This is a genomic window from Chromobacterium sp. W521 (assembly GCF_052805975.1).
In genome coordinates, this window is sequence record NZ_JBRBAF010000013.1 from 61,417 (window position 1) to 77,872 (window position 16,456).

14 protein-coding genes are annotated in these 16,456 nt (G+C 62.8%); 1 reads left to right on the plus strand and 13 read right to left on the minus strand.

The window, feature by feature from the left end; genetic code table 11:
• Positions 1–9: 9 nt before the first annotated feature.
• From ACUXV1_RS19370 to cmk, 13 genes are all read right to left on the minus strand, one after another.
• The gene (locus ACUXV1_RS19370) at positions 10–3,540 is read right to left on the minus strand and encodes a hypothetical protein (RefSeq protein ID WP_446016235.1); all 3,531 of its coding nucleotides are present in this window, start codon (positions 3,538–3,540) and stop codon (positions 10–12) included.
• Positions 3,537–4,226 (minus strand): hypothetical protein, encoded by a 690-nt coding sequence (locus ACUXV1_RS19375; RefSeq protein WP_446016234.1) that lies wholly within the window; start codon positions 4,224–4,226, stop codon positions 3,537–3,539. Before ACUXV1_RS19375 ends, ACUXV1_RS19370 begins: the two co-directional genes overlap by 4 nt.
• Positions 4,227–4,318: 92 nt before the next feature.
• Positions 4,319–5,020, minus strand: a complete 702-nt coding sequence (locus tag ACUXV1_RS19380; protein WP_043637358.1) for a hypothetical protein — start codon at positions 5,018–5,020, stop codon at positions 4,319–4,321.
• 385 nt (positions 5,021–5,405) lie between these two features.
• Positions 5,406–6,401, minus strand: coding sequence for an ADP-glyceromanno-heptose 6-epimerase (rfaD, locus tag ACUXV1_RS19385; RefSeq protein WP_043637361.1), 996 nt, complete (start codon positions 6,399–6,401; stop codon positions 5,406–5,408).
• A gap of 54 nt (positions 6,402–6,455) precedes the next feature.
• Complete coding sequence (locus ACUXV1_RS19390; RefSeq protein ID WP_446016233.1) at positions 6,456–7,034, minus strand: DUF924 family protein; 579 nt, start codon at positions 7,032–7,034, stop codon at positions 6,456–6,458.
• Positions 7,035–7,055: 21 nt separating this feature from the next.
• A complete protein-coding gene (rfaE1, locus tag ACUXV1_RS19395; protein ID WP_446016232.1) occupies positions 7,056–8,018 on the minus strand; it encodes a D-glycero-beta-D-manno-heptose-7-phosphate kinase in 963 nt (320 codons plus the stop codon).
• Between the two features lie 8 nt (positions 8,019–8,026).
• The gene (locus tag ACUXV1_RS19400; RefSeq protein ID WP_043637364.1) at positions 8,027–9,346 is read right to left on the minus strand and encodes a UDP-glucose dehydrogenase family protein; all 1,320 of its coding nucleotides are present in this window, start codon (positions 9,344–9,346) and stop codon (positions 8,027–8,029) included.
• A 3-nt stretch (positions 9,347–9,349) separates the two neighbouring features.
• Positions 9,350–10,087: an orotidine-5'-phosphate decarboxylase gene (pyrF, locus tag ACUXV1_RS19405; RefSeq protein WP_043637366.1), complete on the minus strand. Its 738-nt coding sequence runs from the start codon at positions 10,085–10,087 to the stop codon at positions 9,350–9,352.
• Between the two features lie 286 nt (positions 10,088–10,373).
• Entirely contained in the window at positions 10,374–11,534 is a 1,161-nt protein-coding gene (gene lapB / locus ACUXV1_RS19410) for a lipopolysaccharide assembly protein LapB (RefSeq protein WP_179140755.1), read from the minus strand.
• A gap of 120 nt (positions 11,535–11,654) precedes the next feature.
• Positions 11,655–11,948 carry a LapA family protein gene (locus ACUXV1_RS19415; RefSeq protein ID WP_019104285.1) on the minus strand — a complete coding sequence of 98 codons (294 nt, stop codon included), beginning with the start codon at positions 11,946–11,948 and terminating at the stop codon, positions 11,655–11,657.
• 135 nt (positions 11,949–12,083) lie between these two features.
• On the minus strand, positions 12,084–12,398 hold the full coding sequence (locus ACUXV1_RS19420; RefSeq protein WP_019104286.1) for an integration host factor subunit beta: 315 nt from the start codon (positions 12,396–12,398) through the stop codon (positions 12,084–12,086).
• 7 nt (positions 12,399–12,405) lie between these two features.
• Positions 12,406–14,097, minus strand: a complete 1,692-nt coding sequence (gene rpsA, locus ACUXV1_RS19425; protein WP_085951937.1) for a 30S ribosomal protein S1 — start codon at positions 14,095–14,097, stop codon at positions 12,406–12,408.
• A gap of 92 nt (positions 14,098–14,189) precedes the next feature.
• Positions 14,190–14,858 (minus strand): (d)CMP kinase, encoded by a 669-nt coding sequence (gene cmk, locus ACUXV1_RS19430; RefSeq protein ID WP_081555687.1) that lies wholly within the window; start codon positions 14,856–14,858, stop codon positions 14,190–14,192.
• Positions 14,859–15,087: 229 nt separating this feature from the next.
• On the opposite strand from cmk, the gene aroA reads away from it, so the two are divergent.
• A complete protein-coding gene (aroA, locus tag ACUXV1_RS19435; protein ID WP_446016231.1) occupies positions 15,088–16,380 on the plus strand; it encodes a 3-phosphoshikimate 1-carboxyvinyltransferase in 1,293 nt (430 codons plus the stop codon).
• Positions 16,381–16,456 lie beyond the last annotated feature (76 nt).

Consider the following 16,456-nt stretch of genomic DNA (forward strand, 5'->3'; position numbering starts at 1 on the left):
CGCCGTCCTTCAAGATTGAGACTGGTGGGTAAGCGCCGTCGGGGCGGCGGCCGGAGGCGGCTGGTCCTGGTTGTAAATCGCGTACCATCCCAGACCGGTGGGCGTCTCCGCACCGGGGTTGCCGAAAAGAAAGAACGAGGTGGCCCCGTTGGGCGGAATGCGCAGCAAACCGAGGAACTTGAGCGCGATCTCGTTGAGCAGCAACAAATAGCCTTTCTGCTCGGCGTTGTACAACAGACGGATCGCGCCGATGGACAGCTTGATCACGGTTTGCAGGCTGAACAGTTCGCCGCCGGGCCCCGCGCCCGGCAAGGCCATCCCGACATGAGCCTGATAGCCGGAGCCGTCGTCCGCCGCGCCGCTGTCGTCGGCCCAGGCCAGCAACAAGGTGGTGTTGAGATTGACCTTGGACGCCAGCGCGCCCAAGGTGCCCAGGTTGACGCGCAGCGACAGGCCGTGCCAGGCGCGGTCGGCCACGCCTTGCAGGCCATAGCTGGTCGCCACCGCCAAAAACCCCTTGGCCGCCGGCGTGCTGTTTGCGGCGCCGGACAAGAGGCCATTTAATTCCAGTTGGAAATCGCGATACAGACCCTGCGCTCGCGAGCGGCTAGCCGCCGGATTGAAGGACAGCTCGTTTTCCAGCATGGAGATCACGGTGGGCCCGCTGTCCGGACCGCTCAGCGGGAAGGCGATGCGCAGGCCCAGGCCGCTGAAACGCAAGCCTTGGCCGGCCACGAGCTCATCACCGTCGGCGCCGAAGGAAAACAGATCGAAAGGCGGCAGTTCCCCCGCCTCGTCCTTGAGCACGGCGAACTGCATGAAACCGGACATGTCCAGCCAGGACACCGCGCTGCCGCCCGCGCCCTCATCGCGCGTGGACAAGGCCGCCGTGGCGATCTCCACGCTGGTGAGCACATTGTTCCGCAGCTTGAACAAGGCCGGCTGGGCGGAAGACAAGGAGTACATCGGCGCGCCGCCGTTGGTCTGGAAACCGCCTTGCAGCAACACGGCGTTGTAGATATTGGCCTGCCCCTGATCCTCGACCATGCTATCCACCCGGCTGCCGAACAATTGATTCAGCACCACCTGGGCCACGCTTTCAAAACGCTGCACCGCGGTGTTCTGGAACAAGGCCTTCAAGGTCAGCAGGCGGAATTCATAGGTGGCGTCGGCGTCCTGCGGCGGAATCGCATGCGCCTGCGGCTCGTCTTCGTAGTCCGGATCCAGGTAGTAGATCAACCCGAACAAGGAGCTGGAGTCGCTCTGGGTCACGGTCTTGCCGTCGATCTGGCTCAGTTCGACGCCGATATGATGTGCGGCGAAGGCCTCCGGCTGAGTCACCCCCGCCAACAAACCCAGCAACTCCGCCGGCACTTTCTCGATATCCACCCGCAGCAGCAAAACGCCCTGCCAGTTAGGATCCCGGATGATGCGGCAGAAGTTCTGGAAATAGGGATTGTCCTGCTGCTTCAGCGCGCTGGCGAAGTATGCGCTCAGCCAATCGGCCAGCGGGGTCAACTGCGACGCGTCCGGCAGTCCATCCGGCCCCAGCGGCGCGGCGAACAGATTCTTCTGCGTCCATTGCGTCGGCCGGGTCACCAATTCAAGCAGGCTGCCGGGCACGCCCTTGACCACCATTACATTGCGATAGTCGCCGTAGCGGTTGCCCTTGCCCACCGCCGCCTTGAAGCGCCAGCGATCGATCTCCAACTGGTTGTAGAAGCGGGACGGGCTGGCCGGCGGATCCTCAGGCATCACGCCACTGGCCTCAACGCCCAACTGGAGGGGATTGGCCACCGGCAGAAACAGGTTGTCGGTCTGGAACGCCGCCTGCAAGGCGCTGGACGGCGCGGTAAAGCCCAGCTGCCATTGCGGCTGCCCGCCCGCCATGATCTGCGCCAGCAGCAGACGGCTCCAGCCCCGCTCCGCGACGCGGGCGATGAAGCCTGCCGGCGTGGCCGCGTTGTAGCCGGCGACGTTGCGCGCCAAGTCCAGGCCCAGGCTGGCGCGCGCCGAGCGCGACGCCTGAGCGGAGGCGGCGTTGATGCGATTGCGCCGAGTGGGGCTGACGATCTGGCTCTCCAGCAACTCCATCTGGCCTGCCTGCAAATCTTGGTCCCCGGCGCCGGAGCGAAACGCCGCGAACGGCAACAGGGGGAAGCTCAGTTCGCCGCTGTTGGGCAAGGCCAAGCCGGGGTCTTTGGGTTCCAGCAGATCGCCGCCATCCGCTTTGGCGGCGTCCGGCAGGCCAAACAGATCCGCGCCCTTGGGCGCGGCCGCGTAGTGAGCGCTGGCGCCTTCGCCCTTGGCCGTCACCGTGCACCAAGAGGTGCGGAAGTCCCGATTCAGCAACAAGGCCAGCGGGTCCAAGGGCGGCCCCACCGGCGAGCTGGGCTCCAGGGGAAAAACCGGCGCATAGGCCGGCTGCCCGCCGCTGGCGCGCAAGTACGCAGCGCCGCTGACGAAGCCGATGTTTTCCGAACCGGACAAACCGGCCAGCAATTGCTGCGGCTGACCGTCCTCCGCTCCCATCACCCGCAGTTCGAAGTCCCCTACCAGCGCAAAGCTGTAACCCAGATACAGCGGCGTCCTGCCGGAGCCGGGATTGACCACCAGGCCCGCCGGCCGTCCCGCCGCCGCGTCCAGCACCGGACGCAGAGTCACTGTCATGCCGTAGACGGTGCGGTAGTAAGACACCAGATCCAGGCTGGCGCCGGCGGCAAACCAAAACACGGTGGGCGTCGCCGGCAAGATATTGTTGGGATTGACAGGGTTGAACTGGGCGGTGAAAGCGAACAGGTCGGTGGGGTTAGGCTCGCCGCCGTTCACCAGCGGCAGATAAGCGCTCAAGTTCTTCACCGGCTGGTCCGAGCCGGCGCTGTCCGCCGCCGTATTGGGCACCAGCAATTGGAAGCCGCAGGCGAAGTTGCGCGCCAAGGCCTGGCGCGCGGTCTTGAAGCCAAAGCGCCAGCTGCCCAGCTCCGTGCCGGCAAAAGCCAAGCTGGCGCTGTAATCATCCTGGTACAAAATGGGCGCCATGCCGCCGCTCAAGGTGGCCGCCGGCGCATTGCGACCGGTCAGCGTCAGCGCGTCGCCGGATTCCGCGACGCTCAGTACCGCGCCGGAGGCGATGGCGACGCCGATGCTGCCGTCGCCGGTCAGGCTCAGATCCAGCCCATTGCTGGTGCGCAAAACGCCGGCAACAGAGGCGAAGGACAAGACCCAACCCTGTTCCAGCGCTTGCTGCGCCCGCTCCGCCTGCCGCAGCCACAGCAGCGCGCGCCCGCCGATGACCGTGGCCAGAATCGCATCCAGCGCCGCGATGAAGACGGCGGCCTTGTCGCCGCTCAGATCCGGCGCGACGGCGCAGTAGACAAAGCTGCCGGCCCAATCCGCATTCTCCAGCGCTTCCGTCAAGGGCACCGGGCCGGCCGGCGCTTGAGCGCCGGCGGCCAGCAGCCAGCCCCACCAGCCGGCCCCCTCCTGGTTTGCCTGATCGATATACAGCCGGCTACCCGCCAGGCGCTCGAATGCGATCATGTTTTTTCTCCTTGATAAGCGCCTATCGTGAACGTCGTCGTCGCGGCCAGCGAGGTACGACCCTGCGGCAGCGCCTGCATGAAATAGCCGACCGCGTAGCTGGTGTTGATGGTCAGTTTCAGACCGTCGATCGCCAGGTAGCCTGAGTCGTCGTCGCGCGGCACTGGCAGGCTGCGGATAGGATCGCCGCTGTAAGGCACGGTGGAGCCCTGCCAGATGCCCACCCAGTTGCCGGCGGCTTTCGGCTGATACGCCGTCAGCACCTTGTACTTGAGCTGCAATACATTGCTGTCCACGTAGACCGTCTGCAGCGACACGCTGTCATAGGCCCAGGCTTGCGGATTGTCCTGCTCGCCGGCGGGCAGGTAGACGCTGGAACACACCGCCTGCGCCGCGCCCGCCACCGCGTAGGCGATGACATAGCCCTTGGGCTCGTAATCGAAATTCAGCACCCGAGTGGACGTGGAACTATCGCTCAGCAAAGCGGCCTGCCCGACCGGCACCTTGTCCCATGGCACCTGATTGGCGCTGCTCTCCCAGGCGTACAAGCGGTTGTCGAATGTTTGCGGCTGATTGGCGGTATTGGTGATGTAGTTGGCCAGCACGCCATCCGGCATCGGCACGCCCACCACAGTGATGAAGACCTGGCGACCGGCATCGTTGCTCAGCAGCAGCAAATTCGACATGAGGCCCTGGATGGTGGTTGACCGGAAAAGTCTTTATCGGCCGGCGCGCCCTGTACTCGACAGGCGCGCCGGCCGCTTCAAGCGCGGGCGGATCAGGCCTTGCCGACGGTGAAAGTGGAGGTGGCGGCCAATGAGGTGCGGCCGGATATCTGGTCCACCATGAAGTAGCCGATCGAATAGGTGGTGTTGATGGTCAGCTTGACGCCGGTGAAGTTCACTGTGCCGCTGTCACCGCCCTGGGTGACGCTGACTTTTTTCAGCGGATCGCCGCTATAAGGCACGGTGGAGCCCTGCCACAAGCCCAGCCAGTTTTTATTGGCCACCGCGTCATAGGACTGCAGCACCTGGTAGCGCGCCTGCACCAGGTTGGTGCCGACATACAGCGTTTTCACCGAGTTGTTGGCGTACTGCCAGGCCTGCGGGTTATCCAGCGAACCTTGCGGCACATAGATGGTGGAGCACACCGCATTGGGCGTGGCGGCCACGGCATATCCCAGGATGTAGCCTTTATCCTCGAAGGGAAAATCGACGGGTTGGGTGCTGGTGGAGCTGTCGGTGTCAATGGCGGTGTAGCCGTCCGGAGACTTGGCCCAAGGCACGATATTGCTGGTGGTCTGCCAAACATAGATGTGGTTGCCATATTTCTTCGGCTGATTGGCGGTATTGGTCACGTAATTGACAATCGCACCGATGGCCGACGGCTCGCCTACGAAATGGATGGTCACGGTGGAGCCATCGTTTGCGGTCAGCAGCAGTTTGGTTTCAGCGTCCTTGAGATCCTTGAGATCGCCCATGTTTTTCAACTCTCTATGGTGCAAGGCAGCCAATGCGGCGCTTGCGATTGATCGGAACCTTAGCTCGCGACCGGACCGCCGCGCGATTGGATCGCGGGCGGTCCGGCCTGCTTCTTTTGATAGCATCCGACTCAATCCGACTCAAAAAATAAATTATTTGTCATTCTTGGTGTTTTTGATCTAGAACTAAGCTGTTCTTGCCTTATCCACTGATGACATTAAATCTAAAAACGCATAAAAATCATTGCCTTAAAAAACAATAAGCAGGCACCTTCGCAACATCGGCCGCCCAAAACAAAACAGCCTCCCGTCAAAAATGACAGGAGGCTGTTTAAGTATCAAACCGCATCAAGAAATCCGGCCGCTCCACGGCGGACCCGCAGCGTCATTGCTGGATCAGCCAGTCCACATAACGGTCCACGCCCTGTTCGACGCTAAACAGTTCGGCGTCGTAGCCGGCGCTGCGCAGCTTGGCGATATCGGCCTGGGTGAAGCTCTGGTATTTGCCTTTGAGCGCATCGGGGAAATCGACGTATTCGACGATGCCCTGAGCCACCATCTCGTCCAGGCTCAGCCCCGGCTGGCCCTCATGGCGGCGGCAGGCGTTGACGGTGGCCACGGCCACGTCGTTGAACGGCTGCGAGCGGCCGGAGCCCAGGTTGAAGATGCCGCTCTTTTCCGGGTGATCCAGGAAATAAAGATTGATCTTGGCCACATCCTCCACCGACACGAAATCGCGGCTTTGCATGCCGTTGCCCCAACCGTCCCAGCCGCCAAACAGCTTGACCTTGCCATGCTCGCGGTACTGATTGAAATGGTGGAAGGCCACCGAGGCCATGCGGCCCTTGTGTTGTTCGCGCGGGCCGTAGACGTTGAAATAACGGAAACCCACCGCCTGCGCGCTCAGTCCTTCCTTCATACGTTGGCGCAGCACTTGGTCGAACAGGAATTTGGAGTAGCCGTAGACATTGAGCGGGCCTTCGTACTGGCGCTCTTCCTTGAACACGGTGCCCTTGCCGTAGGTGGCCGCGCTGGAGGCGTAGAGGAACTGGATTTCCTCGTGCTGGCAGTAGTCGAACAGGGCCAGCGTGTACTGATAGTTGTTGTCCATCATGTACTTGCCGTCGTGATTCATGGTGTCGGAACACGCGCCCTGGTGCAGGATGGCGGACAGTTCGCCTTCGAACTCGCCCTCCAGCAACAGGGCCAGGAAGTCGTGCTTGTCCATGTAATGGGCGATTTCGCAATCCACCAGATTGCGGAATTTGTCGCCGCTGGACAGATTATCCACGGCAATGATGTCGGTGACGCCGCGCTCGTTCAGCGCTTTGACCAGGTTGGAACCGATAAAACCGGCGGCGCCGGTAACGACGATAGTCATGTTTTCCTTTCCGCCGCCGGCCATCGCCCACGGCGCGAGAATAGGGGTGCGCGTTTAAAAACCGGCGCCGGGCTCTGCCAGATAGGTCCGCTCGTCCGGCGTATCCACCCGACCCAGCGCGGCGTTGCGATGCGGGAAGCGCCCGAAGCGGACGATCACGTCCCGGTGACGATGCGCGTAATCAATGAAACGGGCCATGGCGGCATCCTCCGCCATGGTTTCAAACAAACGCACGGCTTCGTCCTGATCCGCCAGCGACTCGCTGTGCTCGAACGGCAGATAAACAAAGGTGCGGGCGACATGGGGCAGTTGCCGGTCAAGGCCCAGCTCCACCATGCGGCGGGCCCAAGCCAGCGCCAAGCCATCGGTGGCGAAGGCCTCGGCGGAGCCGCGGAACAGGTTGCGCGGGAATTGATCGGTCAGAATCAGCCAGGCCAGGCCGCGCCGGGCGTCATGGGCGTCCGGCGGCAGTTCGCCTACGCGCGCCTGCCGCCATGTCTCCAGAAAGCGTTCACGGATGACGCCGTCGAACACGTCGTCCTTCTTGAACCAGGCGCTGCGCGGCACCGACAGGAAGCTGTCGTCGGCGCCGCCGAACCAAAACTCCAGAATCGCGTCGGTGTAATGCTGCATGCGGTCTCCTCAGGATTCAGTTCACACGGCGAAAAGTTCGCGCTGGCTGCACACCGCGGTGCCCAGCTTGCCCACCACCACGCCGGCGGCGGCGTTGGCCAGGCTCATCGCCACCGGCAGCGGCTGGCCGGCGGCCAACCCCAGCCCCAGCGTGCCGATCACGGTGTCGCCGGCGCCGGACACATCGTACACCTCGCGCGCGAAGGTGGGCTGATGCACCACGCCCTCATCGCGGAACAAGGTCATGCCCTCCTCGCTGCGCGTCACCAGCAAGGCGTCCAGCGACAAAGTCGCGCGCAAAGCCTGCGCCTTGGCGGTCAACTCGCTCTCGGAAGCCCAGCGGCCGGCCACTTGGCGGAATTCGCTGCGGTTCGGCGTCAGCAGCGTGGCGCCGGCGTATTTGCTGTAGTCGTCGCCCTTGGGGTCGATCAACACCGGCTTGCCGGCCTGGCGCGCCAGCTCGATCATCTTGCTGACGTGAGTCAGGCCGCCCTTGCCGTAGTCGGACAGAATCACCACATCATGACTGGCCAGGATCTGCTGATACTCTTCCAGCTTGCCCGCCAGAATCTCATGACTGGGCGAGTCCTCGAAATCAAGGCGGATCAGCTGCTGCTGCCTTGCCACTACGCGCAACTTGATGGTGGTGGCGATGCCGGGATCGCGTTTCAGCGAGGTGGCGATGCCGTCCGCCGCCAGCAGGCGCTCCAGCGCCGAGGCGGCTTCATCGTCGCCCACCACCGACAACAGGGTGGCCTGGCCGCCCAAGCCGGCGATATTGCGCGCCACGTTGGCGGCGCCGCCGGCGCGTTCTTCAATGCGCTCGATCTTAGCCACCGGCACCGGCGCTTCCGGCGAAATACGGGTGGCGTCGCCAAACCAGTAACGGTCCAGCATCACATCGCCCACCACCAGAACTCTCGCTTTCGCCAGTTCGGCGGCCAGTTTGGAGCTATCCAGCCCCAGGTCTTGCATCAGGCCCATGGCAATCCTCAGCGGCCGATCGCGAAGTAGTCGAAACCCTGCTCGCGCATCCAGGCCGGGTCGTACATATTGCGGCCGTCAAACACCAGCGGCAGCTTCAGCGCCCGCTTGACCGCGCCCAGGTCCGGCGCGCGGAACATTTTCCATTCGGTGACAATCAACAAGGCGTCCGCCTGCTGCAGCGCCGCCATCATGTCGTCGGCGAAACTCAGGCCGGCGATGTCGCCCATCACCCGCTGCGCTTCATGGGTCGCCACCGGATCGAAAGCCACCACTTCCGCGCCGCGGCGGCTCAGTTCCGCCGCGATCACGCGGCTGGGCGCTTCGCGCATATCGTCGGTATTGGGCTTGAAGGCCAGGCCCCACATCGCGAAACGGCGGCCGCTCAGATCCTGGCCGAAACGCGCCAGCACCTTGTCCACCAAACGCAGCTTCTGCAGATCGTTGGCCTCCTCCACCGCCGTCAGCACCCGCAGTTCATGGCCGTTTTCCTTGGCGGTCTGCACCAGAGCCTTGACGTCCTTGGGGAAGCAGGAGCCGCCGTAGCCCACGCCCGGATACAGGAAGTGGTAGCCGATGCGCGGATCGGAGCCCATGCCCAGGCGCACCTGCTCGATGTCCGCGCCCAGGCTCTCGGCCAGATTGGCCAGCTCGTTCATAAAGGAGATGCGCGTCGCCAGCATGGCGTTGGCCGCGTACTTGGTCAGCTCCGCGGAGCGCACGTCCATCAGCAACACGCGTTCGTGATTGCGCTGAAACGGCGCGTATAGCCGGCGCATCATCGCAGCCGCGCGCTCGTCGTCCACGCCGATCACCACGCGGTCCGGACGCATGAAGTCGTCTATGGCCGCGCCTTCCTTCAGGAACTCCGGGTTGGACACCACGCTGAATTCCAGGGCTTCGCCGCGCTCGGCCAGGGTGTCCGCCACCGCGGCCTTGACCAGGTCCGCGGTGCCCACCGGCACGGTGGACTTGTCGACAATGACTTTGTAGTCCGTCATGTGACGGCCGATATTGCGAGCGGCGGCCAGCACGTATTGCAGATCAGCCGAGCCGTCCTCGTCCGGCGGGGTGCCGACGGCGATGAACTGCACGTCGCCAAAGGCCACAGACTCGGCGATGTCGGTGGTGAAACTGAGCCGGCCGGCGGCCACATTGCGCCGCACCATGTCCTCAAGGCCGGGCTCGAAAATCGGAATGCCGCCCTGCTTCAGGATGGCGATCTTATTGGGATCCACATCTAGGCAGCACACATGATAGCCGGTTTCCGCCAGACAAGTGCCGGTCACCAAACCGACATACCCCGTACCGATAACTGTGATTTTCATATTTTATTGAGCCTGATAGTGCTGAATGTCTTGGTTGATGGCGCGCAACACGGCCAGCGGGTCGGCGGCGCGGGTGATGGGCCGGCCGATCACAAGATAGTCGGAGCCCGCCGCCAACGCGGTCGTCGGGGTCATCACCCGGCGCTGATCGTCGGCTTCGCTATCCGCCAGGCGAATGCCCGGCGTCACCAATTTGAAGTCGCGGCCCAGCGCGGCTTTCAGTTCGCCGGCCTCCTGAGCCGAGCACACCACGCCGTCCAGGCCGCAATCGCGGGTCAGCGCCGCCAGCCGCAGCACATGCTCTTGCGGCGAGACGGCGATGCCGATTTCGGCCAGATCGGCGGCTTCCATGCTGGTCAGCACCGTCACCGCGATCAGCAGCGGCCGTTGGCTGTACGGCGCCAGCGCCTCGCGCGCCGCTTCCATCATCCGGCGGCCGCCGGAGGCGTGCACATTGACCATCCAGACCCCGGCTTCCGCCGCCGCCTTACACGCATGGGCCACGGTGTTGGGAATATCATGGAACTTCAAGTCCAGGAACACCTGAAATCCCCTGGCCACCAGGCTTTCCACCAAACTGCGGCCGGAGGACGTGAACAACTCCTTGCCCACCTTGAGCCGGCACTCGCTTGGGTCCAGACGGCTGGCGAAGCGCAAGGCGCTATCCGCGTCGGCAAAGTCCAAGGCCACGACAACAGGCGAAGTCGGCCGAGCCGCGTCGGCTGCGATCAAAGGGTTCATGCTTGCTCCATTCTTGCCGCCGGAAGCTGCCGGCGGCCTGTATTCAAATCAGCGCAGCCGCTCAGGGCGGCTGCACAACTATCTCGATGTCCAAGCCGGCGACACAACCGCGCGGCGAACCTAAGAACCCGTTGACGATCTGTTGCGCGTCGGCGATACGGCGCTGAAAACACCGTCAAAATGCTCATGCACCACTTGACCATTCCGCTTTTCCGCTCGATTTCGCCTTGTCTCGCCTTAGCTCACGAGATCGTGAACAGGTCATCAGTTCTAACTAAAACAGAAGTTACTGCGATTCCGTGCGGTTAGCGGTGAACCCCTCCCACTCGCCGCAAGCCGGGCAATGCCAGAAGAAGGCGCGCGAGCGGAAATTGCAGCATTTGCAGCGATGCACGCTCAGGCGCTGCGCGTGCTTGAGCACCAGCGCGCGCGCCACTTCCGCGTCCATCCGCCCTTCCGGGCTCAACTCGTCCATCTGCGCCTCGATCAGCCGGTACACGCCGGAGAGGCTGGGACGAGCGTGCACGCCCTCTCGCGCCACTTCCAGCGCCTTCTCCTCGCCCTCGTAGGTGGCGATCTTCTGGTACAGCAGATCGGTCAGCTCCAATTGCGGGAAGGTCTTCTGATAGCCGCGCAGCAAGGCGATGCCTTCCAGCGGCTTGTCCATCCGTTCGTAAGCGTCGAACAAGCGCTCGGCGGCCATCGACAGGTATTCGTAGTTCTGTTTCTCGATGTTCTGCCAAGCCGCGATCGCCGCTTCCACATGGCCTCCGGCAAACTCGATGTCGCCCAGGATCAGGCTGGCGCGCACGCATTTGCGGTTGGCGGCGAACGCCTCCTCCACGTAGCGGCGCGCCTGCTCGCTATTGGATTTATACAGCTCGCCCTGAGCCAGCTCGCAGTAGAACTGCGCCACTTCATGCTGGAAGGAGTGCGCGTCGCTGCGCAACTCCTTGGCGGTGGCGATGGCCTTGTGCCAATCGCGGTCCTGCTGGTAGATATCCAGCAGTTGGCGGCGCGCCGCCAGGCCCATATTGCCGTCCTGCAGCTTGATCAATATTTCTTCCGCCCGGTCCACCAGGCCGGCTTTGCGAAAATCCTGGGCCAGCTCGAAACGCACCGCGTCGCGGTGCTCGGCCGGCAAATCCGGCGCGTCCAGCATGCGCTGATGCAGGCGGATGGCGCGGTCGTTCTCGCCGCGCTTGCGGTACAGTTTGCCCAAGGTGTGCTGCAACTCCAGCGCCGACCCTTGCTGGCGGGCCACTTCGGCCAGGGCCGAGGCCGCGATATCGGTCTTGTCCTCCACCAGCGCGTCCAGGCCGCGGAAAAAGCCGGTCGGCACCGCTTTCGCCTGTTTCAGCACCGTGCGCATGTCCACGCGCGCGGCAAACCAACCCAGGCCGAAAAAGGCCGGAAACAATAGCAACCACCACAAATCCAGTTCCAACAGCAATCCTTTCCGGACAAACAACAACAGCCGCTCCCGGGCGGCATCATCAAGAACGGCGAATGGAATCACAGCGGCGCCTAAACGCGGCGCCGGCTCGCTCCGCCGCTCGCGCCAGGCTTAATCGGCGATCGCGTCGCTGGGGTCGCTGATCACCTTGCTGGCGGGGGGACGGTTGCGTAATTCTTTTTTCAATTGAGACAGCTCTTTTCGGCTACGCAGATAATAGCCGAGCGTGGCGAGCAGCCCCACCAGGGCGCCAACCACGAAAAACAACAGCAGAAACACAATCAGCGGCGCGGACCAGGACTGGCCGAAGAACAATTTGAATTCAACCGCATGGCTGTTTTGCACGGTGACCGCGATCAGGAATACCAACAGGGCCAATTCAACGATACGAAGCAGGTAACGCATGATCTCGCTCGATTTGTTTGCCGGAGTGCAAGTTTAAACGATAGCCCGGCGCAACCCAAGCTGGAATTTCAGCCGCGCAAAGAAAAAGCGCCGCAAAAAGCGGCGCTTTGGATTCGCTAGACAGGGCTCATACGCCTAGGCTTCGCTCTGCTCCAACAGGGACAGGTCGACGCGTTCGCGCAATTCTTTGCCCGCCTTGAAATGCGGCACATATTTCTCAGGAACCGAGACGCTGGTGCCCGACTTGGGGTTGCGGCCAATCCGCGGCGGACGGTAGTTCAAATCGAAACTGCCGAAACCGCGGATTTCAATCCGGTTTCCCTGCGCCAGGTTATTGGCCATCGCATCCAAAATGGTTTTGACGGCCAACTCAGCGTCTTTGTAGACCAACTGAGAATTGCGCTCGGCGAGTCGTTCCGACAGCCTAGCGATCAGCTCAGATTTGGTCATGTCTCAATTACTCGTTGGAGCCGGACAGTTTTGCCTTCAGCAGGGCACCCAGATTGGTGGTGCCAGCGGAAGCGCTGTCAACGGACAGGCTCTTCAGAGCAACGTTGTCTTCCTGAGCGTCTTTAGCCTTGATGGACAGGCTGATATTGCGGGACTTGCGGTCCACGGCAATGATCACGGCTTCCACTTCCTCGCCGTCCTTCAGAACGGAGCGAGCGTCTTCCACGCGGTCGCGGGACAGTTCGGAAGCGCGCAGGTAGCCTTCAACATCGGTGTCCAGAGTCACGACGGCGCCTTTGGCGTCAACGGACTTCACGGTGCCCTTAACCAGAGCGCCCTTGTCGTTCATCGCAACGAAGTTGTTGAACGGATCACCTTCCATCTGCTTGATGCCCAGGGAGATGCGTTCTTTTTCAACGTCGATGGACAGAACAACGGCTTCAACCTCGTCGCCCTTCTTGAACTTGCGCACGGCTTCTTCGCCGGCTTCGTTCCAGGACAGGTCGGACAGGTGAACCAGGCCGTCGATGCCGCCCGGCAGGCCAACGAACACGCCGAAGTCGGTGATGGACTTGATCGCGCCCTTCAGCTTGTCGCCTTTGTGGAAGTTGTCGGCAAACTCGTTCCACGGGTTGGCCAGGCACTGCTTCATGCCCAGGGAGATACGACGACGGTCTTCGTCGATTTCCAGGATCATGACTTCCACTTCGTCGCCAACCTGAACAACCTTGGACGGGTGTACGTTCTTGTTGGTCCAGTCCATTTCGGACACGTGCACCAGGCCTTCGATGCCTTGTTCGATTTCCACGAACGCGCCGTAGTCGGTCAGGTTGGTCACCTTGCCGAACAGACGGGTGCCGGACGGGTAGCGGCGGGACAGGCCCACCCACGGATCTTCGCCCAGTTGCTTCAGACCCAGGGATACGCGGTTCTTCTCTTGGTCGAACTTCAGTACCTTGGCTTCCACTTCGTCGCCCACGGCCAGAACTTCGGACGGGTGCTTCACGCGGCGCCATGCCAGGTCGGTGATGTGCAGCAGGCCATCGATGCCACCCAGGTCAACGAACGCACCGTAGTCGGTGATGTTCTTGACGATACCCTTGATGATGGCGCCCTCTTTCAGGGTTTCCAGCAGAGCTTTGCGCTCTTCGCCCAGGGTTTCTTCCAGCACGGAGCGACGGGACACAACCACGTTGTTGCGCTTGCGATCCAGCTTGATGACCTTGAATTCGATCTGTTTGTTTTCGTACGGGGTGGTGTCTTTCACCGGACGCACGTCAACCAGGGAACCCGGCAGGAAGGCGCGGATGCCGTTGACCATAACGGTCAGGCCACCTTTGACCTTGCCGCTGATCAGACCGGACAGGATCTTGCCGGTTTCCAGAGCCTCTTCCAGCTCCACCCAAGCGGCCAGGCGCTTGGCTTTTTCGCGGGACAGCTTGGTTTCGCCAAAGCCGTTTTCCAGCGCATCAATGGCAACGGTAACGAAGTCGCCGATGGCTACTTCGACCACGCCTTGGTCGTTCTTGAATTCTTCAGCCGGGATCAGGGACTCGGACTTGAGGCCTGCGTTCACGGTTACAAAGTTGGAATCAACTGCCACCACTTCGGCAGTGATCACCTCGCCCACGCGCATGTCGTGAAGGGTCAGGCTTTCCTCAAACAGCTGAGCGAAGTTTTCCATGGAGAGGGTAGTCATCAAGCGTACTCTCGGTGCGCGCCTTGCGGCGTGCGGGTTAGGGTTGCACAACCGGGTTTATTGCCTTGCAGCATTTTCACCCGACAAAAAAATCATAGGCCGGAGACCTGTCTTTCCTCGAACCAACGCAGAACCTGTGCGACCGCCTGGTCGATGGTCAGCTCCGTGGTGTCGAGCAAAAAGGCGTCCGGCTCCTGGCGCAGCGGCGCTACCGGCCGGGCGGCATCGCGCGCGTCCCGATCGATAATGTCCTGCAGAATCCGTGGGAGATTAGCAGAATCTCCCTTGCCGATCAACTGCTTATAGCGGCGATCGGCCCGTTCCTCGGCGCTGGCCGTCAAAAACACCTTCAAGGTGGCGGCGGGAAACACCACCGAACCCATGTCGCGACCGTCCGTCACCAGGCCGGGCAATTGGCAGAAATCGCGCTGGCGCTGCAACAGCGCGGCGCGCACCGCCGGCAGCGCGCCCACCTTGGACGCGCCGATGCCAATTTCCTCGCTGCGGATCGCCGCGCTGGCGTCGTTGCTCTCCAGCCACACCGCCCCGTCTGCGAACTCCACCGGCAGCCCCGCGGCGGCGGCGGCCAGGCCAGGCTCGTCGTCCCAGGCTATGTTGTGGCGCTGCGCGAACAAGGCCAGCAGGCGGTAGAGCGAGCCCGAATCCAGATAATGAAAACCCAGCCGCGCGGCGACCAGGGCGGCGACGGTGCCCTTGCCCGAGGCGGACGGGCCGTCGATGGCGATGACAGGTGCGGTCATGTACAGACAATGTCCTTGCAGAAATTCTCGCAGGCCGCCGCGACGGGCAACCAGCCAAACTGGCGATTTTATCTCAAGCCGCGGGCCGGCACAGCAAGATTCTACGGCTTGCGCGCCGTAGCCGCGCGGCAACGCGGGGTTTGCGCAAAGGCCTTGCTGGCGGTTACATTGTCCGACGGGCGCCGCGGCGCCCTCCGCCAATCCCAAGAACACAAGATCCCGAACCGCCATGGAACAACTGCACCTCGCCCCCGTCCGACGCCTGTCCGGCGCCATCAAGCTGCCCGGCTCCAAAAGCATCTCCAACCGCACCCTACTGCTGGCCGCGCTGGGCAGCGGGAGCACCTTGGTGCGCGACCTGCTGGATTCGGACGATATCCGTCACATGCTGGCGGCGCTGAAACTGCTGGGGGTGGATATCGAGCAAATAGGCGACAGCCGCGATTTCCGCGTGCAGGGCGTGGGCGGCGAGTTTCCGGTCAAAAGCGCGGACCTGTTCCTCGGCAACGCCGGCACCGCTTTCCGCCCCCTGACCGCCGCGCTGGCGCTGATGCAGGGGAATTATCAACTCAGTGGCGTGCCGCGCATGCATGAGCGGCCGATCGGCGACTTGGTGGACGCGCTGCGCGTGGCCGGCGCCCAGATCCAATATCAGGGCCAGCCAGGCTATCCGCCGCTGGCCATCGCTCCGGCGCGGCTGGAAGCCGGCCGCCCGATTCCGGTCAAGGGCAATGTGTCCAGCCAGTTCCTCACCGCCCTGTTGATGGCGCTGCCGCTGACCGGGGAAACCGCGGTCATCGAAGTCAGCGGCGAGCTGATCTCCAAGCCTTATATCGAAATCACCCTCAACCTGATGGCGCGCTTCGGCGTGCGGGTTGAGCGCGACGGCTGGCGGCGCTTCACCATCCCCGGCGGACAGACTTACATCTCCCCAGGCGAAGTTCACGTGGAAGGCGACGCTTCCAGCGCGTCCTACTTCCTCGCCGCCGGCGCGCTGGCGGGCGGCCCGGTACGAGTGGAGGGCGTGGGCGCGGACAGCATTCAGGGCGACGTCAAGTTCGCCGACGCGCTGCGTCTGATGGGTGCAGAAGTCAACATGGGCCCCAACTGGATAGAGGCCAGCGCCAGTCTCCCGCTCAAGGCGATAGACGCCGACTTCAACCACATTCCGGACGCGGCGATGACCTTGGCGGTGGCCGCGCTGGCCGCCGACGGCACCAGCACGCTGCGCAATATCGAGAGCTGGCGCGTCAAGGAAACCGACCGTCTGAGCGCGATGGCCGCCGAGCTGCGCAAAGTGGGCGCCGTGGTGGAGGAAGGCCAGGACTACATCCGCATCACCCCGCCTGCTTCCTTGACGCCGAACGCCGAAATCGACACTTACGACGATCACCGGATGGCGATGTGCTTCTCGCTGATTTCGCTGTTGGGCGCCCCCGTGACCATCAACGACCCCAAGTGCGTGGCCAAGACCTTCCCTGATTATTTTGACGCGCTGGCCGCGTTGCGCGGCCAGGAATAAACGCCGCAGTGCCCTGACCCAGCCCCGCCCCGGCGGGGCTTTGTTTTGTTCGTCGCTTGCGTCACGCCCACCGATA

Excerpts from the sequence above, each read along its gene's own strand:
- ACUXV1_RS19380 (WP_043637358.1), bottom strand. The coding sequence starts at position 5,020 with ATGGGCGATCTCAAGGATCTCAAGGACGCTGAAACCAAACTGCTGCTG.
- cmk (WP_081555687.1), bottom strand. The coding sequence starts at position 14,858 with ATGACCGCACCTGTCATCGCCATCGACGGCCCGTCCGCCTCGGGCAAG.
- rpsA (WP_085951937.1), bottom strand. The coding sequence starts at position 14,097 with ATGACTACCCTCTCCATGGAAAACTTCGCTCAGCTGTTTGAGGAAAGC.
- rfaE1 (WP_446016232.1), bottom strand. The coding sequence starts at position 8,018 with ATGGGCCTGATGCAAGACCTGGGGCTGGATAGCTCCAAACTGGCCGCC.
- ACUXV1_RS19375 (WP_446016234.1), bottom strand. The coding sequence starts at position 4,226 with ATGTCGAATTTGCTGCTGCTGAGCAACGATGCCGGTCGCCAGGTCTTC.
- ACUXV1_RS19370 (WP_446016235.1), bottom strand. The coding sequence starts at position 3,540 with ATGATCGCATTCGAGCGCCTGGCGGGTAGCCGGCTGTATATCGATCAG.
- aroA (WP_446016231.1), top strand. The coding sequence starts at position 15,088 with ATGGAACAACTGCACCTCGCCCCCGTCCGACGCCTGTCCGGCGCCATC.
- ACUXV1_RS19420 (WP_019104286.1), bottom strand. The coding sequence starts at position 12,398 with ATGACCAAATCTGAGCTGATCGCTAGGCTGTCGGAACGACTCGCCGAG.
- ACUXV1_RS19400 (WP_043637364.1), bottom strand. The coding sequence starts at position 9,346 with ATGAAAATCACAGTTATCGGTACGGGGTATGTCGGTTTGGTGACCGGC.
- rfaD (WP_043637361.1), bottom strand. The coding sequence starts at position 6,401 with ATGACTATCGTCGTTACCGGCGCCGCCGGTTTTATCGGTTCCAACCTG.
- pyrF (WP_043637366.1), bottom strand. The coding sequence starts at position 10,087 with ATGAACCCTTTGATCGCAGCCGACGCGGCTCGGCCGACTTCGCCTGTT.
- ACUXV1_RS19415 (WP_019104285.1), bottom strand. The coding sequence starts at position 11,948 with ATGCGTTACCTGCTTCGTATCGTTGAATTGGCCCTGTTGGTATTCCTG.
- ACUXV1_RS19390 (WP_446016233.1), bottom strand. The coding sequence starts at position 7,034 with ATGCAGCATTACACCGACGCGATTCTGGAGTTTTGGTTCGGCGGCGCC.